The organism is Caulobacter sp. (genome assembly GCF_049283275.1).
In the GTDB taxonomy this organism is placed as follows: Bacteria; Pseudomonadota; Alphaproteobacteria; order Caulobacterales; family Caulobacteraceae; genus Caulobacter.
Window position 1 is genome coordinate 35,068 of the sequence record NZ_JBAPVS010000146.1, and the last position, 19,798, is coordinate 54,865.

Here is a 19,798-nt window from a genome sequence, read left to right on the forward strand (position 1 = left end):
GCCTAGAGCGCCTTCTCGTAGATCCGGTAGGTCTTGTAGATCTCCGCGCCCATGGCCTCGGAGATCCGGCGCATCGGCGCGTTGTCCTCGAGAATCCACGAGAACTCGAACTTGTCGTAACCCAGGGCCAGCCCAGCGTCGCGGCCGGCGTTCATCAGGTGGAACGGCACGACCTGGCCGCGCAGGGTGTCGGCGAACTTGCGCTTGAGGCCCATCAGCGGAATGCGGATCGACTTGACCCGCTTGACCTTCAGCCGCCACAGCAGCTTGGCCCAGCCGAACGGCAGCAGCTTGCCGTTCAAGCCTTCGATGGCCTCGTTGACATTGGGCAGCAGCACGATGAAACCGGCCGGCTCGCCGTCGATCTCAGAGAACAGGATCAGGCGCTTGTCGAGCACGTCCTTCAGCGACTTGCCCAACTGGGCGGTCTCGGCCTGGGTGGTGGGCACGAAGCCCCAGTTGCCGGACCAGGCGTCGTTGAGGATGTCGGTCAGGGCTTTGACCTCTTCGTCGTAGCGGCTCATGTCCAGCTCGCGCAGGGTCACCCCCTCGGGCAGGCCGCGCTTGACCCGGCGGACCACCACGGGCGGCAGGGCGGCGCGGGGATCGCAGACATAGGCGTAGACGTCCTTGGCCTTGACGTAGCCCTGCGCCTCGACCCGCGCGGCGGTGTAGCGGGGATCGTGGCCCATCATCACCATCGGCTTGGTGTCGAAGCCGTCGACCAGCAGGCCGACCTCCTCGTTGATCGACAGGTTGAACGGTCCCAGCGCCCGGTTGCAGCCGCGCGCCTTCAGCCAGTCCTCGGCGGTGCGGAACAGCAAGGAGAAGACGGCCGGGTCGTCCTCGGCGGCGATCATGCCGAAATTGCCGGTCTTGGCGTCGCCTTCTTCGGTGGCCAGATGGTCGATCTGGGCGCTGATCCGGCCCACGTCGCGGCCGCCGCGCACGGCCAGCCACATCTGCACGTCGGCGTGCTCGAAGAACGGATTGGTCTTGGGGGTCAGGGCCGCCATCCGCTCATACATCAGCGGCTTGACCCAGTTGGGGTCATCGGCGTTCAACCGGTTGGCCAGGTCGATGAACCGCTTCAACTCGGCTTTGGAGGCGACGGGGATGACCTTGAGGTCGAGATCGGTGGTGTCGAACGGCATTCAGCCCTCCAAAACAACAAGTGCGTAGATCGCGAGGGCCGCGAAAATGGTTGGACCGCCCCAGACCGCCAGGATGGGCGAAAGAGAGCCGCCTTCGCCGAGCGCCGACAGCAGGCCGTTGACGACCAGGAAGATCAGGCCGGTCGCCAGTCCGCCGGCCAACAGCACGGCGCCTTGGCCGCTGCGGAAATTGGCCAGGGCGACGGGCGCGCTGAGCAGCAGCATCACCAGGGACATCACCGGTCCGGCGAAGGCGGCCAGCAGGCGGGTCTCGTAGAAGGTGGTCGGGCGGTCGCCGCCGCCGCTCAGCAGCGCCCGGCGAGCCGTGGCGGCGGTCGGAACGGGACTGTCGGCGAACAGGGCTTGTACGTCCTGGCGATGCAGGGGCGAGGGCCAATTCAGGGTGGCGGCGGGCGTGACTTTGGCTTGCTCGCTGTTGAAGCGGACGATCAGAGGGCTGGTCAGGGTCCAGCCTTTGTCGCGGGCATAGGTCGCCGACGGCGCCTGGATGCGCTCGATCAGCCGGCCGGACTTGTCGCGCCGATAGATCTTCACCGCGTTCAGGACCCGGCCGTCGGCCGAGGCGCCGGCGGCGATCACCAGGTCGTCCCCGGCCCGGAAGCTGCGCGGGCCTTGAACCTTACGGTCGGCGGCCGGCGTGGTGGCCTGCCACCAGTCGGCCAGCACGGGATCGGTTCTAGGGGCGATCAGCTGGGCGCAACTGAAGTCGACGACCATCACCGCCAGCGCCACGGGCAGGGCCATGCCGACGATGCGATAGGCCGAGATGCCGGTGGCGCGCATGGCGATGATCGCGTTCTCGCGGGCCAGCTGCGAGAACGCGAACAGCCCGCCGGCCAGGGTGGCGATCGGGGCGACCTGCTCGATCAGGCGGGGCGAGCGCAGGGCGGCGTAGTACAGCACCCCGGCCGTGCCCAGCCCGCGGTCGAGGATGTCGGTGGTCACTTCCAGCAGGTCGAGGATCTGCAGGATCGAGAACAGGATCACGGCCGCGCCGAGCACGCGCATGCCGACCGTCCGCAGGACATAGAGCTGGATCTTCATGCTTCGGCCTGCTCGAACTTGTCCCGGAACATGCGGCGGAAGCGCTTGATGCCCACGCCGAACCGCCGGATCATCTCGGTGACCGGGGTCTGGCCGGGACGCTTGCGGCTGCCGATGAACATCCAGAGACTGAGGCTCACGAAGATCAGCCAGGGCGTTCCGATCGCGGCCAGCGGCATGGCCTTGCCCGATTCCGCCAGGCTCTGGCCCAGCTGCAGGCTGTGTTGGAAGGCCAGAAGCAGCACACCGGCGATAATCAGGCCGGGGGTGCGGTTGCCCCGTTTCGCCGCCAGTCCCAGCGGGAAGGCCAGCAGCGGCAGGAAGGGCAGGAAGGCCGACCGCGCCAGGCGTCCGTAGAGCTCGGCCAGCAGGGTGGCGCGGGGCACGACCGGATGAGGCGCGTCGGCCTGGCGGGCCAGCTCGCCCAGGGTCAGTTCCCGCTCGTCGCCGCCGCGGCTGCGCAGCAGGGCGGCCGCACCGGCCAACGGCATGTTGGTGGTGAACTGATCGAAGACCAGGATGCGGTACTGGCCGCGGGCGTCGATGGCGATCCGCTGGCCCTTTCGCAGCAGCATGATCACGGTCTTGCCGTCGGCGTCGGGCCTCAGATCGGCCGTGGCGGCGGTGATCACCTCCTCGCGGCCGGCGGCGTCCATGCGACGGATGAACACCCGGGTCAGCTGTTGGCCCGCCGCGTCGGCGCCGTCGGCCGTCATCAGCAGCTTGGGCTGGTCGATGAAGGCTCCGCCGTTCAGCTTGCCGTTCCAGCCGGCGTTGATCGCCTCATGCATCACGGCGCGATAGGCGTAGCGGCTGTAGGGCTGCATGTAGCCGAAGACGATCAGGCTGAAGATCATCAGGAACAGGCCGACGCACACGAACGGCGCGGCGATGCGGGTCAGGGACTGGCCGCTGGCCAGCAGGGCGTCGATCTCCGAGCCGTCGCTGAGCTTGGTGATGACGATGAACAGCGCCACGAAGAACGCCACCGGCAGGGCCAGGCCCAGATAGTGCGGCGCCAGATTGGCGGCCAGCGAGGTGACGTAGCCGAAGCGGGCGCTGCTTTGCGACAACACGTCCAGCAGGCGCAGGACGCGCTCCAGCAACAAGGCGATCACCGTCACACCCAGGCAGGCGACGATGGGCCAGGCCAGCAGGCGCAACAGATAGGCGTCGATCAGTCGAAATCGCGACGTGCCGTGCGGCGTGGGAATGGGCCTCTTCACGCGGCGGACCAGACCTGGGAAAGGGTGCGGGCCAACCGTTCGGCGGCGTCGAGATCCAGATCGACCGTCGATCCCAGGGCGGGAACGGCGGGCCAGCCCGCGTCGGCGAACACTCGGCCTTCGTGTTCGCGCGTTCCGGCATAGCGCGGGATCACGTGGAAATGCACGTCTTTGTCGACCATCATCAGCATCAGGTAATTGATCTTCTCGTAGGCCACGACCTTGCCCAGCATCCGTTCAACGCCTTCGGTCGCCGTCTTGAGGTCGGCGAAAGCGGCGGGACTCAGCTGGGAGAAGGCCTCGACCGATTCCTTGCATACCAGGACCAGAGACCCAAAGGTCGGTTGCTTGGGACGCACCAGGACCAGCCAGCTGGCGGTCTCGGCCACCTTGGTGCGCGGATAACCGAAGGTCTCAGCGGTGGGATTGGTCATGTCGGCCTCGCCTCGGGGCGTTCGCCGCCGTCGTCCTACAATAGGGACGCGGTCTTTTGCATGGAAGGGCGATCCGCATTGTTCGCTTCGGTTCCCGCCGAGGCCGCGCGGCTGAGGATCGCCTAAGGGCGCCGGCCAGCCTGAATCAGGACATAGCGGCCCAGCTCGCTCGGCTCGCCGGTCTTGGGGTCGAGACCTCGCGCCACGACCTTGACCTCGACCGCGCCGTCGGCCCGGCGGTCGATCTCCACGCCGTGCCAGCGCGCCGCCGGATGGCCGCGCTCGCCCATGGCCGAGGCCGAGGGCACGCCCAGCACCGGGATCATCGCGCCGTCCGGCCCGGGCGCCGAGGACACGGTCGCCTCGTGGGCGTGGCCGTGCAGGATCAGGTCCGCGCCATGGCGGGCGAGCAGGGCGCGCAGGGCGTCCTGGTCCTCCAGCGCCTTGCGCTTGGACACCGCTCCCGGGGTGGGCGGGTGGTGGATCAGCAGCACCCGAAAGGCGTCGCGATAGGCGGCGTCGCCCAGCAGCGCGTCCAGGCGCTCCAGCTGAGCGCTCCCCAGCCGTCCCGTGGCCAGATGCGGGGCGGTCGGCACGGCCGAACAGAGGTTGAACAGCGCCACGCCGTCGCGCACCCGCACCTGCGGGAAGGCGAGCGCGCCGTCGTCGCCCAGCCACGGCGTCCAGGCGGCGAACGGCTCGCCGCCCCGGGCTTCGACCAGGGCGTCGTGATTGCCTGGACTGACCGTGATCGCCTGGGCGGGCCCCAGCGCTTCCAGCCACAGGCGCGCGGCCTCGTACTCGGCGGGCGAGGCGTAATTGGTCAGATCACCGGTGATGGCGATGTGGTCAGGGGCATGCGCCTTGATATCGGCGATGATCGAGGCCAGCACCTCGGGCTGGTGCTCGCGCCGTTTGCGCCGCCAGGCGATTCGGCTCAGCAGGCGCTTGGACGGCAGGTCTCGCCAGCCGAACGCGCCATCGGGCGGAGGCAGATGAAGGTCGGAGAGGTGCGCGAGGCGGAATATCGACAAGATTGTTCACGGATTCTGGCGGAAGGAGCCGAAGCTGCTTATCAATCGCCCCAGGTTTCAAGGGGTTGTCTATCGTGAGCGCGGAAAATCATCCAGCGGAGGCTGCCGGCCCCTCCGCCGTCACGGTCGGACGGAGCGAGACGCGCCTCTGGGGGATGACCTCCGCCGAGCGTTTGTCGCGGATCTACCGCCGCCTGGGCCTGGTCGAGGCCGGTCCCGAGACCGTGTTCATCGCCGGCGATGTGGTCGTGGCCGACGCCGGGTGGGTGTTCGACGAGTCCCTGATCAAGGCCCTGGCCGATCGTCCGGGCGTGGCCTTGGTCGACGAGGCCGGGCGAGTGGTCGCCATCAACGTTCCGGCCGCCCGGGCCCGCGAGGCGATCGTGCGGCTCGACACCGGCGAGGACGTCACCGCCTTGGCCGAGGTCCGCCTGACGGCGCTGGAGTTGGGTTCGGCCTATAACAGCGCCCTGCGCAAGCGCGAGCCGCCGGTGCTGGAGCGCTTGACCCCCGAAACCCGCGTGGCGGTCGAAAATCGGCTGTTCCAGGGCTCATACAAGGGCGTCACCGACCTGGTGACCAAGTACGTCTGGCCCACGCCCGCCCGGATCGTCACCCGATGGTGCGCCCTGGCGAAAATGACCCCCAACCAGGTGACCCTGATCGGCTTCGTCGGAGTGCTGGCGGCCTTCTGGCTGTTCTGGATCGGCGAGTTCGGCTGGGGCCTTGTCTGCGCCTGGATCATGACCTTCCTCGACACCGTCGACGGCAAGCTGGCGCGGGTGACCCTGACCTCGTCCAAGTGGGGCAACGTCTTCGACCACGGCATCGACCTGGTCCACCCACCGTTCTGGTGGTGGGCCTGGTATGTCGGCGTCGGCGCCTTGGGCCTGGCCATGCCCCATGGCCAGCTGGCCCTGGCCGTCATCGTCGCCGGCTATGTGCTGCAACGGGTCGAGGAGGGAATCTTTCTGGCCCTGTTCAAGGTCGAGATGCACGCCTGGCGGCCGTTCGACAGCTTCTTCCGGCTGATCACCGCCCGCCGCAATCCCAACCTGATCTTCTTGACCCTTGCGGTTCTGGTCGGACGTCCCGACATCGGGTTCCTGGCGGTGGCGGTCTGGACGGCGATCTGCCTGATCGTCCACGCGACCCAGATCCTTCAAGCCCTGACGACCCCAAAAGGCGCCGTCGTATCCTGGTTGTCCCGCTGATGCGTGTAGGCGTCGTTCGCAATCCGATGAGCCACGCCAATATCGGCCGGACCGAGTCCAATGGATCTGGAGCGTTGACGCCCGACGCCGTGCTGCTGGTCGAGCCGGCCACCCCCGAGGCCCTGGAGCAGGACCTCCAGGCGTTCGCCCAGTGCGGCGTGACCCTGCTGGTCATCGACGGCGGCGACGGCACGATCCGCGACGTGCTCAGCCTGGCGGCGCCCATTTTCGGCGCGGCCATGCCGCTGATCGCCCTGATCCCGTCGGGCAAGACCAATGTCCTGGCCATCGACCTGGGCGTGCCGCGCGACTGGACCCTGGCCAAGGCCATGGCGGCCGCCAAGTCCGACCAGGCGGTGATCAAGCACCGCGCGCCGCTCGAGGTGCGCTGGGACGACGGGCGGCCCAGCCTGCACGGCTTCGTCTTCGGCCTGGGCGCCTTCGTGCGCGCCACCAGCCTGGCCCAGACCGTCCACAAGACCGGCGCCTTCCACAGCATCGCGGTGGCGATGAGCGTGCTGGGCGCCCTGGTCGGCACGGTGATGGGCGGCAAGCGCGACCAATGGCGAGCCGGCGTGCCGCTGTGCCTGGCCATCGACGGCGAGGAGACCCGCACCGCCGACCGCTTCCTGGTGCTGGCCACCACGCTCAAGCGGCTGCCGTTCGGGGTCAAGCCGTTCGGCCCGCCGCGCGAGGGGCTGAAGTTCCTCGACGTCGACGCGCCGCCGCGCCGTCTGCCGGGCGCCTTTCCGGCGCTGCTGGCCGGCAAGGAGTCGGCTTGGTCCGGCCGCCACGGCTATCGCCGGGGCGACGCCGAGAAGCTGCGCATCACCACCGACCAGCCGCTGGTGGTCGACGGCGACGTCTATGACGGCGCGGGCGGGCTGACCGTGCTCCTGGGCCCCACCCTGAGGTTCCTGGCGGCATGACCGGCGCCGTCACCAGCCTGGTGGGGGAGGAGCTTCTGGCTCCCGCCCCGCCGCAGGCCGTGGCCTTGGCGACCAAGCTGCTGGATCGCTTCGAGGCGCCGCTGGCGGTGCTGTTCTATGGCTCGATCCTGCGCACCGGCGACCTGGACGGGGTTCTGGACTTCTATGTGCTGACCGACCGCGTCCGTCCCGGCCTGCGCGGCCTGGCCACCCGCCTGCTGTGGCCCGACGTCAGCTATCACGAGCTGGAGGTGGACGGTCAGGCGCTGCGCGCCAAGGTCGCCACCATGACCCTGGCCCAGTTCCAGGCGGCGACGCGCGGGCAGGGGATCGACACCACCATCTGGGCCCGCTTCGTCCAGCCGGCGGGACTGGTGTGGAGCGCCAATCCGGTGGTCGCTGAACAGGTGGTCGAGGCCGTCGCCGACGCGGCTCGCACCGCCGCCCGCTTCGCCGCCGCCCTGGGGCCTGCCGCGGGCTCGGCCGAGACCTATTGGTCGGCCCTGTTCAAGGAGACCTATGCGGCCGAATTCAGGGTCGAGAAGGGCGGGCGCGAACGTTCGATCCTGGGCTTCGACGTCACCCGCTATCATCGCCTGCTGATCGCCTGCTGGCGCGAGGAAGGGCTGCTGGACATCGAGGCCGACGATCTGGTGCGGCCCCGGCTGAGCGATGCGGACCGAAAACGCATCCAGGCCGCCTGGCGCTTGCGCCGGCGCATGGGGCGGCCGTTGAACTACGCCCGCCTGATCAAGGCGGCCTTCACCTTCGAGGGGGCGGCGCGTTACGCGGCTTGGAAGATCGAACGCCATACCGGCATGCCGGTGGCCCTGACGCCCTGGCGCGAGCGCCATCCGGTGTTGGCCGCGCCGGGCGTGCTGTGGCGGCTGTGGCGGCAGCGCCAGGCCCAGGGGAAGAGCCCAAAAGCAGGAAAGGCCTGAGGTTTCCCTCAGGCCTTTCCAATTTCAGCAATGCGCGCGGCCTAGGCCGAGACGCGCTTCAGCGGGGCTTCGATCAGGCCCATGGCGGCGCCGATCTCGGCGAACACAGCCAGGACCTGGTCGATCTGCTGGTCGGTGTGGGCGGCGCTGACGCTGGTGCGCAACAGCGGACGGCTGTCCGGCGTCGCGGGCGGCAAGGCCAGGTTCAGATAGACGCCGTTCTGCAGCAGGGCGTTCCACATGCCGATCGCGCGCTCGGTGTCGGGCATGGTGATCGCCACGATCGGGCTTGAGGTCGGGCCGGTCATGAAGCCCATGGCCGACAGGCCGTCGTACAGGCGGCGGGCATTGGCCATCAGCTTGTGGCGCAGCTCGGGCTGTTCCTCCAGACGGCGCAGGGCGGTGATGGTCGAGGAGACCACGGCCGGCGGCAGCGAGGCGGTGAACATGTACGGACGGCAGGTGACGCGCATGACGTCGAAGTCGTCCATGTCCGAGACGCAGAAGCCGCCGATGGCGCCCAGGCTCTTGGAGAAGGTGCCGACCACGAAGTCGACGTCTTCTTCGACGCCGGCCAATTCGGCCAGGCCGCGGCCATGCTCGCCGAGCACGCCCATCGAGTGGGCTTCGTCGACCAGCAGGTAGCCGCCAAGCTCGCGCTTCACGGCCGCGATTTCCTTGAGCGGCGCGGTGTCGCCGATCATCGAATAGATGCCTTCGACGACGATCAGGCGTTCGCCGGGAACGTCCTTCATGCGGCGCAGGCGCTTGTACAGGTCTTCCGGATCGTTGTGGCGGAAGCGGATGACCTCGGCGTGGCCCAGGCGCGCGCCGTCATAGATCGAGGCGTGGCTGTCGGCGTCCAGGATCAGGTGGTCGCCGCGGCCGACCAGAGTCGACAGCACGCCCAGATTGGCCTGATAGCCGGTGGTGAACACCATGGCGTGCTTGCGCTTGTAGAACTTGGCCAGCGCCTCTTCGAGCTCGACGTGGGCTTCGAAGCTGCCGTTGGCGATGCGCGAACCGGTCGTGCCGGTGCCGCGTTCCTGGACGGCCTTGACCGAGGCGGCGATCGCCTCTTCGTCGAAGGTCAGGCCAAGATAATTGTTGGTGCCCAGCAAGATCGTGCGCTTGCCGTTGATCACGCCTTCGGTGGGCGAGACGACGGAGTCGAAACGCACGCTGAAGGGATCGGCTCCGGCTTGCCGGATCGCGTTGTAAGCGTCGCGATATGCGAGGTGTTTGTCGAACAGCCCCATGGCTTAGGCCCTATTCCGAAGATCTTTGATCAGGGATGCGAGGTCTCCGGCGGTTTCCACCGAAGCCAGGCGATCCAAAGGAATGGAGATGTCGAAGGTGTCTTCGAGCTCCATGATGATGTTCATCAAGGCCAAGGAATCGACGGCCAGATCGCGGCCGATATGGGTGTCGTTCTCCACATCGACAGAACGCCCGAGCACCTTGCCCGTAGCCAGGCCGATTTCACGTAATGTGAGATCCGTAACAGCTTCCATCGACGCGACGATATCCCCGACCAAAGTTCTACATAACCGAATTGTAACAGCCGTCTCGACAGAAAATCGCCTCATTCGGCTATTTTCGGGCGCTTATATCCTTGAGCCAGCCTTCCGACCGATACCAGCCTACGCTTTGCGCGAATCCTGCATCGAGAGGGTATCTCACCCTAGGAAAGTCCGGAATCGGATCGTTGCTAGATAAGCTCCAATCGGCATGAAGCAACTCCCTAGCCTTACCGGGAGTGAGGATCGTGTCCTTCCCGGTTACGACTGAAGCCCATTTTGACAACACCGCCAAAGCCTTGACCATCCCCGAGGGGATCCGAATCAGCCTTGGCGACGCACCGACCGCTTTGGACGCGGTTTCCATGAGTTCGACCCAGCCATACCCCTCCAGACGGGCGTCGGACAAGCTGAGCAGGCCAGGGCGCGGCGTTTTGACCAAGTCGGCAATCTGGGCGGCGGCGTCATCGACGTGGATCCAGACCATGCGGGCCTTTGGGTCCAAAACCGGCAAAAAGGCCGATTCCGAGGCCATTTTGAACAGTCTGAGCGTCTCGATATCGCCCGGTCCGTAGATGGCCGGCGGCCGCACAATGGTCAGATCACTGCCAAAAATCTCGCGCGCTGCGTCTTCTCCGCCACGCTTGCTGGCGGCGTAGTCGGACAATTGGGGCTCGCGCGCGGCCAGGCTGGACACCAGGATGAGTCGCGCGCCGGCCGCCTTGGCCGCCGAGGCGACCTGCCGGGACCCCTCGACATTGGCGCGGTCGAAGGCGGCTCGATCCCGCGCCTTGATCAGGCCGGCCACGTGAACGACCGCCTCGGCGCCGTCGCAGAGCGCGGTCATGGCGGGCGCATTGGCCAAGTCGCCGATCACCAGTTCCGGCTCCAGGCCCGACCAGACGGGATCGGCGACGTCGCGCCGAGCCAGGATTCGGACGGTCCAGCCTTGCTCGGTCAGGATCTTGACCAATCGGCGGCCCAGAAAGCCCGTGGCGCCGGTGACGGCGACCATCCCGCCCTGGGCGGAGCCCTTCCGGGCTTCGGTCATGTCAGGCGCGCTCGCCATAGGCGCCGGCCAGATAGGCGGTCTTGGCCTTGGACCGGCTGAGCTTGCCCGACGAGGTCTGGGGCAGGGCGTGGGCTCCCACCAGTTGGACCTGAGTCTCGACCTGGTGGCGCAGGCGCAGGACGCCCGTGATCTTCTCGACCAGAGCCGCGCGGGTGTCGGCGTCGCCGCCGCGCGCCTGGACCAGGACCACCACCGTCTCCTCGGCGTCGCCGGGGACCGAGAAGGCCGCCACGTCGCCGCTGCGCAGGCCTTCGACCTCGGCTTCGGCGGTCCATTCCAGGTCCTGGGGCCAGATGTTGCGGCCGTTGAGGATGATCAAATCCTTGCCGCGGCCGGTGATGACGATCTCGCCGTCGATCAGGTAGCCCAGGTCGCCGGTGTCCAGCCAGCCGTCGGCGGACAGCACGCGGGCGGTCTCCTGCGGCTGCTCGAAATATTCCCGCATCAGGCTGGGGCCGCGGGCGTAGATGCGGCCCACGCCGCGTTCAGCCAGCACCCCGCCGTTCTCGTCGCGCACTTCCAGCTCATGGCCGGGCAGGGCGGGGCCGTTGCGGGCGAACTCGCGCGAGCGCTCGGTGTCGTCGGTGACGACGGCCTCGTGCTGCTCCAGGCGCTCGACGTCCAGGCGCTCGGTCTTCAGGCCGCCGCCCAGCGGGGCCATCGACAGGGCCAGGGTCGCTTCGGCCATGCCGTAGCTGGCGACAAACGCCTTGTCGGAGAAGCCGACGCTGGCGAACCGCTCGGCGAAGGCGCGCAGCGGACCGGTGCGGATCATGTCGCCGCCCAGGCCGGCGCTGCGCCACTTCGAAAGGTCCAGGTGTTCGATCGACGCCACCTCGGCGCGGCGCGCGCAGAGCTCGTAGCCGAAGGTCGGGCTGTAGGAGATCGTGCCGCCGTTCTTGGTGATCAGGTCCAGCCACAGCAGCGGCCGGCGCACGAAGGCGCCGGTCGGCAGCAGGTCGACCGTCATCTGGCTGGTCATCGGCGACAGCAAAAAGCCGATCAGGCCCATGTCGTGATACAGCGGCAGCCACGAGACGGCGCGGTCGCTGGGCTGCACCTTGAGGCCGTCGCGGGTGATGGCCACGGCGTTGGCCATCAGGGCCCGGTGGGTGACCACCACCCCGGTCGGGAAGCGTGTGCTGCCCGACGAGAACTGCAGGTAGCAGGTGTTGTCCGGGAGGATCTCGGGCAGGGCGTCGCCCTTGGATTCAGGCAGATCGGCCAGCACGCCGGCGAAGTCCATCGGCGCCTTGGCGGCGATCTCGGCCACCCAGTCCTTCATGCCGGCCGGGCCGATCAGCAGCTTGGCGTGGGCCGAGCCCAGCATGCGGGCGATCTGCTCGACATAGGCCTCGCGTCCCCCCAGCGGCGCGGGAAGCGGCAGGGGCGCGGGCACCAGACCGGCATATTGGCACGCGAAGAACGCGCGCACGAAGTCGGCTTCGGTGTCGGCGATCAGGCCGGCGCTGTCGCCCGGCTTGGCCCCGGTCGCCAGCAGGCGCGGCGCCAGGCTCAGCGCCTGCTGGCGCAGCTTGGCGTAGGGCAGGGCCTCGACCAGTTCACCGCGCAGCGAATAAAGGTTGATCCCGGTTTCGCCAGTCGCGGCAAAGTCGAGCGCGGCCGTGAGGCTTGGGAAATCGGCGAATCTCACGGTTCGCGAGGAGGACGTCGGAGTAATCATTGCGAGACGCCTTTGGCGCCGTTTTGACCTTCGGCGCAAGTTTGTTCGTCACCCTTGGCGGCGGTCGTGCGGGCCAGGCTTCGGCGCAGGGTCCAGAACATGCCCAGCGCCATGGCCGCGGCGGCGGCCACGAGGGCGGCTCCCGCGCCTGTCAGGCCCAGGGTCCTGGTGATGGGAACCAAGGCCGCCAGATAGACGGCGCAAACCACCAGTCGCACCTTTAGGGCCACGCCCGCCTGGTTCATCGAGACCAGCATCGGCTCCAGCGGCAAGGCCAGGATGCCGATGGCGGCGGCCGCCACCTGCCACGTCATGATCGGCGCGGCGGCGGCGAACTGTTCGCCCATCACCAGGGTCAGGATCGCGGCGCCGAACAACATCGAGACCAGAACCAGCACCCCGGCCACGGCCCCGCCCATCAACCCGATCTGCCCGGCCAGCTTGCGCATCGCCGCCTCGCCTCCGGTGGCGCGCATCTTGGCCAGTTCCGGATAGAGGGCGGGTGTCAGCAGCTTGGCGGGCTTGGCCATGCCGTCGGCCACCTGCCGGCCCACGCGCCACAGCGCCGCCTGGACGGGTCCCAGCGTCGCGCCGACGACCAGGGTGATGACATGGGTGAAGGCGGTGTCCAGCGTGCCGCTGAAATTGGTGGCCCAGGCGAAGCGCCAGACGCCCGGCAGGCCCTGGCTGGTCGGCCCCCTGAAGGTGAAGCCCCGCAGCAGCTCGCGGCGGGCCAGGTCCCATAGGGCCACGCCCATCACGTAGAAGAACGAGGCCACCGTGCCGGCGGCCCAGGCGACCAGGAACCAGCCGATCGACGCATGGGAGGCGAAGGCCAGGGCGCACCCGATCAGACGGACGATCGAGCTGACCGCCTGCTCGCCCGCCAGGAACCGGAAGCGGTCGAACAGGCGCAGCAGGCCGACCGAGGTGGCCGAGGTCATCATGGCGATGGACAGGGCGTACAGCGCCGCCGCCGGAGCCAGCTCGCGCGGCCAGCCCAGGGTGGCCCCCAGCAGCAAGGCGCCGCCGACGCCCAGCACAACGCCGACAACCGCGCCGATCAGGTCCAGCAACAGAGTGAAACGCAGCACCTGCTGGAAGCGGGGTCGGTCACCGGCCAGCAGCGGCGTCGTCCCGTATTGCAGCACCGTCTGCCACGACTGGAACTTGGCCACCTCGCCCAGGAACTGGGCGTAGGTGTTGATCAGCACCAGCACGCCGAACTCCACCGCGCCCAGGCCCCGCGCGGTCAGGGCGATATAGGCCAAGCCGACCACGGCGTTGACCGTGCGGCCCCCGAGCAGGGTTCCGGCATTAGCCAAAACCCTCTTCAAAACATTGGAATCATTACTCATTTTACTATGTTCTTCATTGCCGGCAGCCGGTCGACGATCGCCTGGGCGGCGCGCACCGACGAAGGCGTTTCCCGGAGATCGAAGCTCTCGGCGAAGCCGCGCTTCTGCGCTTCGACATAGTCGCCGTGCCCGCTCTGGGCCAAGGCCACGGCGTCGGTCAGGCCCTCGATGTCGTCGAGCACCGGTCCGTAGAGCCAGTGATGGAAGCTTTCGTCGCCCCGCCAATCGACGTTGCTGGCGTTGAGGAACAGGCAGGGCTTGGGCGTGCGCAGAAACTCGTAAACCTGGCTGGAGACGTCGCCCAGATAGATGTCGGCCGCGCGGGTGTAGGTCATGTCGATCGCGGCCGGCCCGCCCAGGTCGAGGTGTATGCGGGGATGGCCCATGAACGGCGTCAGCGCCTCGATCGACCCGGGAGGCGCGCCTTCGAAGAGCCGAATGTGCGGCGCGAAGATCAGGTTGTAACGCTCGTCGGCCGCGAACCGCTCGAGGATCTGTCGGCCCCACCGCGGCCAGGAGCCCAGGGTGGGGTGGAAGTGCGGGTTGTACAGCACCACCGGCTTGGCCTGAACGAAGACGGGCGGCGGCGAGGGCGGCAGCGCGTCGATGAGATCGAACTTGGGATAGCCGACCATGGCGCAATGCTCGGGCGTGACCCAGCCTTCGCTGAGCATGCGGTCGCGCTGTTTGGGGCCGGCGGCCATCACCAGGTCGAACTGCTTCAGACGAGGTTCGAAGGGCCCGCCACGATCACCCGCGCCATGCTGGGTATAGACCAGCTTGCTGTCCTTGACCCCAAGCTTGCGCAGCAGGGCGGTGGTGCGCTCGGGCGTGACGATGGCGTCGTAGCGGCTCAGGCGGCGGGCGTTGGCCGCCAACATCAGCGCCTTGGGCGGGCCCGAAGCGCCCTTGAGGCGCAAGCGTCGCAGCCAGGCCGGCCGCAGCAGATGCGCGGGGATCGGCGGGACGTTCAGCGCCGCGAGCAGCGCGCGCACATAGTCCAGATGCTCCTGGGTGGCGGTGGCGATCTGGACGTCGATCTCGGGCCAGCCCTTAGCCAGGGCGATGGCGATCGGCAGGCTGTGCAGGATCTGATGGGTCTGGGCGATATAGAGAAAGCAGACGCTGGGCCGGGCTCCGCGCTCTTTCGGGGCGGGCCTTGTCACTGTTGCGGCGTGAGGCGCGTGCGCACCCGGCCCTTGAACACCACCCGGTCGCCCTTGTCGCTGACCGAATAGTCGTCGGCCTGGACCGAGCCGTTGTTGGGCCCAGCACCCTCGACCGCGGCCCCGCCGACCAGGTCGCCGGTGCGGGTGTCGATCAGGGCCTTCTGCGACGCGAATTGATAACCCGCGCCGTTGTCGATCCTGACGTCGCCGGTCAGCAGCAGCGAGCCCTTCTCTTCCTGATAAGCTCCGTCCTTGGAAACCACGTGGGTGGGGGCGTCCGAGCCGTAGCCGCGGGTCAGCTGGGGATTCTTCAGGAACACCTGGTCGGCGTTGTTGAGATCGCGGGTCGCCGAGGTGGCGGTGATCAGGAAGGCGCGTCCATCCTTCAGCGTGCCGGTGAAGCGCGGATTGTCCATGCGCAGCGGCGCGGTGGCCGCGACCGGGGCGGGCTTGACCGCCAGGGCGCGGATCACGCCCTGGCCGACGATCGCCACGAAGACGCCGATGGCGATGGTCGGCAGGATGGTCCGCAACGCGCGCACCGGCTTGCGGTGGCGGTTACGGTTCTTCTTGCGGACCGGTGCTTGGGCTGCGGGGGTGATGGCGATCATGGCTGTGCGAACTGAAGCGACGGGCCGAAGGAGATAGGGTCGAAAAGGATGGGCCGAAAGGGACGGGAACCGGCTTAAGCCTCGCGGCGCGATCCCCCAAGAGGTATTGCGACCCTGCCTCCGCCCGGGGTGGCGGTCAACGGGCGGGTGACGGGATGGCGGACGTGATCAGGCCGGTTCGCTCGGTGGCGGTCAGCGGCCTCCAGCGCCCCTCGGGCAGGTCGCCCAGGACCAGCTCGCCGATGCGGACCCGCAACAGGTCAACGACGGTCAGCTCGACCAGTTCGCACATTCGGCGGATCTGGCGGTTGCGGCCTTCCTTGAGAATGAACTTCAGCTGCTGGCGACCCACGACCTCGACCTCGGCGGGCCGCAGCTGGCGCTCGTCCAGCTCCAGGCCGTGGCGCAGCAGGGCCAGCTTCTCGTCGGTGATCCAGCCGTCGACCCAGACCAGATATTCCTTTTCCATCTCCGAGGCCGGGCCGATCACCGCCTTGGCCACGACCCCGTCCTCGGAAAGGATCAGCAGGCCGCGCGAATCCATGTCCAGGCGTCCGACCGGGGCCAGCTTGTTGTCGAAGTCGGGGATGACCGGGCTGGCGCCGAACAGGGCTTCGCGGGTCAGCAGGCGCACGGCCGGCACCTGGCCCGTGTCGGGCTGGGCGGAGACGATCCCGATCGGCTTGTGGATCATCACCGTCAGCGCGCCCTCAAGTTGAGCTTGGGCGCGGTCCGACAGCACCAGGGTCTGGCCGGGCTCGATCTTGCGGCCGACGTCGTCGACCCGCTGGCCGTCAATCGACACCAGGCCCTGGGTGATCAGGGCCTCGGCCTCGCGGCGCGAACAGACGCCGTTTTGGGCCAACCAGCGATTGACGCGCTGCGGCTCGGCTTCGTCATAGAGGCGGGTCCAGGCCATGATGGGCGTCCAGAGAGGTGAGGGGGCCTGTCTAGGGCCGGCGAGCGTAGTTCGGCAACCGTCATGGCGGCGCGACCGTTGCTTCAGCAGTATGTGCCGACCTGGAGCTTTCCGATGACCGACCGCATCGACAACGACACCGCCCTGGAGGAGGTCCTGGAATTCCTGGCCGATCCGCCCGCGCCGGGCACGCCGGAAGACGCCCGGTTCGGCGATCGCCTGCGCCAGGTGCTGTCGGCCTCGATCGTCGACGATCCAGTCGACGAGGACGACCCGATCCCCAAGGCCGAACTGACCTTGGACGATGATCTGCGCCGCAAACTCGAAGCGGCGGCCAAGCACCGGTCCAGCAATCCGTTCGGCGAGCATCCTGAGGGGATCGGGCCGACGCTGGGGATGGATCTGGGCAAGTCCTAAGGGGCTAGACCCGACCGCCGGGACTATCCTTGAACGTGTTTCCGATTTCGCGGGCGTCGCCGCCGTCCGGTCCGGCCGTGCGCCGTTCCTTCTGACCGGTCTTCACCGTGTTCTTGTCCGAGACCAGTCCCGGACGTTCGCCGGCGGGCAGGGCCTCGTTGGCCTCGCGGCCGGGGCTGTTGATCTTGTCGGTCATGAAACCTCTCAGTGATGCGTGTGCTGGGCGTTGCGCTTGCGGGTGGCCGCAGCCTTCTTGGCAGAGGCCGAACGTTCGGCCGCGCTGCACGACGCGGCCGCCTTGCCGCCCTTCTCGCCGCCCTCGTGGGCCGCCGGGTGGCCGGTGTCCTTGCCGCGACCGGACCCGCCGGGCTTCTTGCCGCCGCCGTCGTCCTTGTTGACCGTCGCCCAGGCCCGCCGCTCGGCCTCCTTTTCGGAGACGCCGCGCTCCTCGTAGCCTTCGGCGATGTGGTCGGCCTTGCGCTCCTGCTTGTGGGTGTATTTCGACTTGTCGCCCTGGGGCATCGTCGTCCTCCATTCGTGTGGAGGGGAAATCGTCGCCGGCGGGAGAGGTTCCTAAGGCCGACCTTCGGAACGGGCTGGATATTCATGTCGTTCGAAGATCATGGCGCGCAAGCTCAAGGTGTTTTCCTGGTCCGACGGCCTCCACGACTACACCGTGGCCGCGACCTCGCGCGCCAAGGCCCTGGAGGCCTGGGACGTCGGCCGCGACCTGTTCAAGGACGGCACGGCCAGGGAGATTGATGAAGGCTCAGCGCGCGCCGCAGCCCTGGACGCGCCGGACACCGTGATCACCACCCCGGCCGGCGGCCTAGGGGCGGCGCTGAAAGCCTTGCCCGCCAAGGCCCGGCGCAAGCCCTCCAAGGCGGAGACGGCGCGAGTTGAAAAGTTGGCCGCCCTGAAAGCCGAGCTGGAGGGTGTCGAGGACCAGGCCGAGGCCGCGGAGCTGGCCTTCGCCGAAAAGCGCGCGGCGCTGGACGCCGAGCAGGCGGCGGCGGCGGAGGGACTCGCGGCGCGACGGGCGGTGCTGGAGAAGGCGATCAAGGCCGCGCGGAAATAGGCTCGTCCTGGGAGCCTATTTCTTCACGGGGAGAGAAGGTGCGCTAGGCCGTCACATAACGGATCAGGGCCGCCATGTTCTCGATATAAGCGCCGGTCGATATGCCCGGCTTGGGCACGTCGGCGATGTAGGGCGAGGTGTCGGTGGGATCGCCCACGCGGGTTATCGAGAACTCGCCGGGGGTCACCGTGGCCGAGCCGTCGCCGATATAGGGGTTGCTGACCGCCTTCATCTCGGTGGGCCACCAGCCTTCGGTGTTCAGCTGCGCGATCAGCGCGGCGGCGTCGGCGGGGCTGGTGGTGCCGCTGGTCTTCAGGGCGCCGACGTTCAGGTCGGAGACCGAAAGCTCGCGGGTTGTGAAGTAGCGGGGCAGCGGGCGGCTGCCGCCCTTCACCTTCAGCGGCGAGTCCTTGCTGACGACCTCGGGCGCGGTGGCCTTCAGCGTCTCGTAGCGCTGGCGCAGCTTGTCGATGTTGATCGCCCGGAATGACGAGTAGTGGACGATGGTGTTTTCCCAGTGCTTGTCGACGAAGTACTCGCCGTTGACCACGTTGGAGCCGCGACGGTGCACGTACAGCGGCTCGTTGGCGCCGATCTCGATGAAGGTGGGATAGCGCGGCTTGCCCGGGGCGATCTTGTCGTCGAGCTTCAGGCCGGCCAGCCAGTCGATGGTCTCGGGGATGCGGTCCAGGTATTTCGGGTCGCCTGTCAGCTGGTAGTAGTCCATCAGGTTTTCGAGATTGCCGGCCGTGGTGTGGCTGGCGAAGGCCTTGGGCTCGTAGGTGCGCGCGCCGGCCGGCTTGAGGTCGGCCACGGTGTGCTGCAGACCCCAGCCGGGCTGGGGCATCGGCTGGTGGGCGGCGATGTAGACGTCCATGGCGCGCTTGATCGGATCCAGCACGCGTTTGTCGCCCAGCGTCTGCCAGACCATGATCAGGAACTTGATGTTCTCGTCGACGACGCCGTCGTTGAAGGTGATGTAGCCGGTGTAGTCGGGGTGGCCCTTGTTCTCGAAGCCGCCCGACAGCGGGAAGCGCTGGGGCCAGCCGCCGTTCGGATACTGGCTGTCGAGGACGAACTGGATGGCCTTATCCAGCGCGGGCTTGAAGGCCTTGTCCTTCTTTTCCAGATAGATGCGCAGCATCAGCTGGCAGCTTTCGGCCGTGCCCTCGTCGTCGAATGTGGCGTTGCCGTAGTAGTGCTGGAATTCCTCGAGCCGCCAGCCGTTCTTGCCGATGGTGTCGTACCACTTCTTCAGCGACTCCGGCCCGGCCAGGTCGCCCATGTAGTTCCAGCCGCCCGCCGGGTGCTGGATCTTAATCAGGGCCCCGGCGGCCTTGGCGGCGGCCTGGTAGTAATACTCGTCGCCGGTGGCGTGGTAGGCGTCCAGGAACAGGTGGCCCATGGTTGCCGTGCCGGGCGGCTGGACCCAGATCATGGTCGGGAAAGCTTCCATCTCGCCGAACCGACGCGAGAAGTCGGGCAGGTAGCTCCAGACATAGCCGCCCTCGTAGGCGGCCTTTTCGGCCATGAAGGTCGTGGCCTTCTTCATCGTCGCCAGGGCCTGGTCCTTGGACGGCGCGGCGCCTTGCGTCAGGGCCTTTAGGGGGGCCATGGCGGCGGCGATGGCGAAAGTGGCGGTGGTGGTCGCCATGAGGCGGCGACGGGTGACGGGGCTAAGCGGCATGGCGGCGATACTCTCCCAGGACTTTTTTAGACGTCCAATACCCCCCGTGACGCAAGAACGCGGCATGGCGGCGGGAGCAGGGAGAGAGCGGGGCCTTCAAGACCCTCGCGTTCCTGGTCGTCCTCCCGGTGGTCCTTGCCGAACCCCGTCGCCCTTGGGCTGGCGCGATGTTGCGGCAGTTATGATACCGGTGTCATGGCTTGACCAGCGCCTTTTGGCGGAGCTTTGTTATGTGACGCGGTGTCATTCTCCTGCGACAGGCCGTCACGTTGTGCCCGCCCGGCTG

The 19,798-nt window shown here is 67.8% G+C and carries 21 protein-coding genes; 5 read left to right on the plus strand and 16 right to left on the minus strand.

Annotated elements, in window-relative coordinates; translation table 11 throughout:
• Positions 1 to 2: 2 nt before the first annotated feature.
• The 5 genes from WAL33_RS07605 to WAL33_RS07625 form a co-directional block, all read right to left on the minus strand.
• Complete coding sequence (locus WAL33_RS07605) at positions 3 to 1,154, minus strand: dATP pyrophosphohydrolase (protein WP_422180059.1); 1,152 nt, start codon at positions 1,152 to 1,154, stop codon at positions 3 to 5.
• Positions 1,155 to 2,219 (minus strand): LptF/LptG family permease, encoded by a 1,065-nt coding sequence (locus WAL33_RS07610; RefSeq protein WP_422180061.1) that lies wholly within the window; start codon positions 2,217 to 2,219, stop codon positions 1,155 to 1,157.
• Positions 2,216 to 3,445: an LptF/LptG family permease gene (locus WAL33_RS07615; protein ID WP_422180063.1), complete on the minus strand. Its 1,230-nt coding sequence runs from the start codon at positions 3,443 to 3,445 to the stop codon at positions 2,216 to 2,218. The genes WAL33_RS07610 and WAL33_RS07615 overlap by 4 nt, the downstream gene beginning before the upstream one ends.
• Positions 3,442 to 3,879 (minus strand): HIT family protein, encoded by a 438-nt coding sequence (locus tag WAL33_RS07620; protein WP_422180065.1) that lies wholly within the window; start codon positions 3,877 to 3,879, stop codon positions 3,442 to 3,444. The genes WAL33_RS07615 and WAL33_RS07620 overlap by 4 nt, the downstream gene beginning before the upstream one ends.
• Before the next feature lie 122 nt (positions 3,880 to 4,001).
• On the minus strand, positions 4,002 to 4,913 hold the full coding sequence (locus WAL33_RS07625; protein WP_422180067.1) for a metallophosphoesterase family protein: 912 nt from the start codon (positions 4,911 to 4,913) through the stop codon (positions 4,002 to 4,004).
• Positions 4,914 to 5,068: 155 nt separating this feature from the next.
• On the opposite strand from WAL33_RS07625, the gene WAL33_RS07630 reads away from it, so the two are divergent.
• From WAL33_RS07630 to WAL33_RS07640, 3 genes are read left to right on the plus strand one after another with little or no spacing between them, the layout of a single operon-like run.
• Positions 5,069 to 6,127 carry a CDP-alcohol phosphatidyltransferase family protein gene (locus tag WAL33_RS07630; RefSeq protein WP_422180069.1) on the plus strand — a complete coding sequence of 353 codons (1,059 nt, stop codon included), beginning with the start codon at positions 5,069 to 5,071 and terminating at the stop codon, positions 6,125 to 6,127.
• Positions 6,127 to 7,056: a diacylglycerol/lipid kinase family protein gene (locus WAL33_RS07635; RefSeq protein WP_422180071.1), complete on the plus strand. Its 930-nt coding sequence runs from the start codon at positions 6,127 to 6,129 to the stop codon at positions 7,054 to 7,056. The genes WAL33_RS07630 and WAL33_RS07635 overlap by 1 nt, the downstream gene beginning before the upstream one ends.
• Positions 7,053 to 7,997: a hypothetical protein gene (locus WAL33_RS07640; RefSeq protein WP_422180073.1), complete on the plus strand. Its 945-nt coding sequence runs from the start codon at positions 7,053 to 7,055 to the stop codon at positions 7,995 to 7,997. The genes WAL33_RS07635 and WAL33_RS07640 overlap by 4 nt, the downstream gene beginning before the upstream one ends.
• Positions 7,998 to 8,038: 41 nt before the next feature.
• On the opposite strand, the gene spt is transcribed toward WAL33_RS07640, so the two are convergent.
• The 8 genes from spt to WAL33_RS07680 form a co-directional block, all read right to left on the minus strand.
• Entirely contained in the window at positions 8,039 to 9,256 is a 1,218-nt protein-coding gene (gene spt / locus WAL33_RS07645; RefSeq protein ID WP_422180075.1) for a serine palmitoyltransferase, read from the minus strand.
• A 3-nt stretch (positions 9,257 to 9,259) separates the two neighbouring features.
• Complete coding sequence (locus WAL33_RS07650) at positions 9,260 to 9,511, minus strand: acyl carrier protein (RefSeq protein ID WP_422180077.1); 252 nt, start codon at positions 9,509 to 9,511, stop codon at positions 9,260 to 9,262.
• 79 nt (positions 9,512 to 9,590) lie between these two features.
• The gene (locus WAL33_RS07655; protein ID WP_422180079.1) at positions 9,591 to 10,586 is read right to left on the minus strand and encodes an NAD-dependent epimerase/dehydratase family protein; all 996 of its coding nucleotides are present in this window, start codon (positions 10,584 to 10,586) and stop codon (positions 9,591 to 9,593) included.
• Complete coding sequence (locus WAL33_RS07660; RefSeq protein WP_422180081.1) at positions 10,570 to 12,273, minus strand: fatty acyl-AMP ligase; 1,704 nt, start codon at positions 12,271 to 12,273, stop codon at positions 10,570 to 10,572. Before WAL33_RS07660 ends, WAL33_RS07655 begins: the two co-directional genes overlap by 17 nt.
• On the minus strand, positions 12,270 to 13,631 hold the full coding sequence (locus tag WAL33_RS07665) for a lipopolysaccharide biosynthesis protein (protein WP_422180083.1): 1,362 nt from the start codon (positions 13,629 to 13,631) through the stop codon (positions 12,270 to 12,272). Before WAL33_RS07665 ends, WAL33_RS07660 begins: the two co-directional genes overlap by 4 nt.
• On the minus strand, positions 13,628 to 14,797 hold the full coding sequence (locus WAL33_RS07670) for a glycerophosphotransferase (RefSeq protein ID WP_422180085.1): 1,170 nt from the start codon (positions 14,795 to 14,797) through the stop codon (positions 13,628 to 13,630). Before WAL33_RS07670 ends, WAL33_RS07665 begins: the two co-directional genes overlap by 4 nt.
• Positions 14,794 to 15,411, minus strand: coding sequence for an LPS export ABC transporter periplasmic protein LptC (gene lptC, locus WAL33_RS07675; RefSeq protein WP_422180087.1), 618 nt, complete (start codon positions 15,409 to 15,411; stop codon positions 14,794 to 14,796). Before lptC ends, WAL33_RS07670 begins: the two co-directional genes overlap by 4 nt.
• Before the next feature lie 136 nt (positions 15,412 to 15,547).
• Entirely contained in the window at positions 15,548 to 16,330 is a 783-nt protein-coding gene (locus tag WAL33_RS07680; protein WP_422180089.1) for a pseudouridine synthase, read from the minus strand.
• A 114-nt stretch (positions 16,331 to 16,444) separates the two neighbouring features.
• On the opposite strand from WAL33_RS07680, the gene WAL33_RS07685 reads away from it, so the two are divergent.
• A complete protein-coding gene (locus tag WAL33_RS07685) occupies positions 16,445 to 16,747 on the plus strand; it encodes a hypothetical protein (protein ID WP_422180091.1) in 303 nt (100 codons plus the stop codon).
• 4 nt (positions 16,748 to 16,751) lie between these two features.
• Here the strand turns inward: WAL33_RS07685 and WAL33_RS07690 are convergent, their stop codons facing one another.
• The gene (locus tag WAL33_RS07690) at positions 16,752 to 16,943 is read right to left on the minus strand and encodes a hypothetical protein (protein ID WP_422180093.1); all 192 of its coding nucleotides are present in this window, start codon (positions 16,941 to 16,943) and stop codon (positions 16,752 to 16,754) included.
• An 8-nt stretch (positions 16,944 to 16,951) separates the two neighbouring features.
• On the minus strand, positions 16,952 to 17,269 hold the full coding sequence (locus WAL33_RS07695; protein WP_422180095.1) for a plasmid stabilization protein: 318 nt from the start codon (positions 17,267 to 17,269) through the stop codon (positions 16,952 to 16,954).
• A 100-nt stretch (positions 17,270 to 17,369) separates the two neighbouring features.
• Between WAL33_RS07695 and WAL33_RS07700 the strand changes: the two genes are divergently transcribed.
• Complete coding sequence (locus WAL33_RS07700; protein ID WP_422180097.1) at positions 17,370 to 17,825, plus strand: hypothetical protein; 456 nt, start codon at positions 17,370 to 17,372, stop codon at positions 17,823 to 17,825.
• A 43-nt stretch (positions 17,826 to 17,868) separates the two neighbouring features.
• On the opposite strand, the gene WAL33_RS07705 is transcribed toward WAL33_RS07700, so the two are convergent.
• Positions 17,869 to 19,512, minus strand: coding sequence for a pectate lyase (locus WAL33_RS07705; protein WP_422180099.1), 1,644 nt, complete (start codon positions 19,510 to 19,512; stop codon positions 17,869 to 17,871).
• Between the last annotated feature and the right edge of the window lie 286 nt (positions 19,513 to 19,798).

Bases quoted from the DNA above. Each gene is read 5' to 3' on its own strand.
- WAL33_RS07605 (WP_422180059.1), bottom strand. From the start codon at position 1,154: ATGCCGTTCGACACCACCGATCTCGACCTCAAGGTCATCCCCGTCGCC.
- WAL33_RS07610 (WP_422180061.1), bottom strand. From the start codon at position 2,219: ATGAAGATCCAGCTCTATGTCCTGCGGACGGTCGGCATGCGCGTGCTC.
- WAL33_RS07620 (WP_422180065.1), bottom strand. From the start codon at position 3,879: ATGACCAATCCCACCGCTGAGACCTTCGGTTATCCGCGCACCAAGGTG.
- WAL33_RS07630 (WP_422180069.1), top strand. From the start codon at position 5,069: ATGACCTCCGCCGAGCGTTTGTCGCGGATCTACCGCCGCCTGGGCCTG.
- WAL33_RS07635 (WP_422180071.1), top strand. From the start codon at position 6,127: ATGCGTGTAGGCGTCGTTCGCAATCCGATGAGCCACGCCAATATCGGC.
- WAL33_RS07640 (WP_422180073.1), top strand. From the start codon at position 7,053: ATGACCGGCGCCGTCACCAGCCTGGTGGGGGAGGAGCTTCTGGCTCCC.
- spt (WP_422180075.1), bottom strand. From the start codon at position 9,256: ATGGGGCTGTTCGACAAACACCTCGCATATCGCGACGCTTACAACGCG.
- WAL33_RS07650 (WP_422180077.1), bottom strand. From the start codon at position 9,511: ATGGAAGCTGTTACGGATCTCACATTACGTGAAATCGGCCTGGCTACG.
- WAL33_RS07655 (WP_422180079.1), bottom strand. From the start codon at position 10,586: ATGGCGAGCGCGCCTGACATGACCGAAGCCCGGAAGGGCTCCGCCCAG.
- WAL33_RS07660 (WP_422180081.1), bottom strand. From the start codon at position 12,273: ATGATTACTCCGACGTCCTCCTCGCGAACCGTGAGATTCGCCGATTTC.
- WAL33_RS07665 (WP_422180083.1), bottom strand. From the start codon at position 13,631: ATGAGTAATGATTCCAATGTTTTGAAGAGGGTTTTGGCTAATGCCGGA.
- lptC (WP_422180087.1), bottom strand. From the start codon at position 15,411: ATGATCGCCATCACCCCCGCAGCCCAAGCACCGGTCCGCAAGAAGAAC.
- WAL33_RS07680 (WP_422180089.1), bottom strand. From the start codon at position 16,330: ATGGCCTGGACCCGCCTCTATGACGAAGCCGAGCCGCAGCGCGTCAAT.
- WAL33_RS07685 (WP_422180091.1), top strand. From the start codon at position 16,445: ATGACCGACCGCATCGACAACGACACCGCCCTGGAGGAGGTCCTGGAA.
- WAL33_RS07690 (WP_422180093.1), bottom strand. From the start codon at position 16,943: ATGACCGACAAGATCAACAGCCCCGGCCGCGAGGCCAACGAGGCCCTG.
- WAL33_RS07695 (WP_422180095.1), bottom strand. From the start codon at position 17,269: ATGCCCCAGGGCGACAAGTCGAAATACACCCACAAGCAGGAGCGCAAG.
- WAL33_RS07700 (WP_422180097.1), top strand. From the start codon at position 17,370: ATGGCGCGCAAGCTCAAGGTGTTTTCCTGGTCCGACGGCCTCCACGAC.
- WAL33_RS07705 (WP_422180099.1), bottom strand. From the start codon at position 19,512: ATGCCGCTTAGCCCCGTCACCCGTCGCCGCCTCATGGCGACCACCACC.